The sequence below is a fragment of the Phytoactinopolyspora endophytica genome (genome assembly GCF_004138495.1).
In the GTDB taxonomy this organism is placed as follows: Bacteria; Actinomycetota; Actinomycetes; order Jiangellales; family Jiangellaceae; genus Phytoactinopolyspora; species Phytoactinopolyspora endophytica.
In genome coordinates, this window is the sequence record NZ_ML142849.1 from 163,923 (window position 1) to 164,151 (window position 229).

General features: G+C 70.3%; 1 protein-coding gene. It reads right to left on the reverse strand.

From position 1 onward, the window contains the following. A partial coding sequence (locus ELR45_RS34295) for a hypothetical protein (RefSeq protein WP_165367341.1) occupies nt 1–229 on the reverse strand: 229 nt, incomplete at both ends.

Here is a 229-nt window from a genome sequence, read left to right on the forward strand (position 1 = left end):
CCGGAGCGTCCAGCAGGTCCCGGTCGTCGTCCAGCATTCCATAGACGCGCCGGCGGAACGTGTCGATCTTGACCGCCAGCCGGCGGTTCTCCCGATGCTGGATGACTGCCACGAACAGCACCAACCCGACGATGACGGCGGTTTGGCCGGCTACCGTCGCGCTCGAGTCGCCGGCTTCGGCGAGCAGCCATACCGTCGCGATCGCCGCCATCCCGCCGGCGGCCGCCGC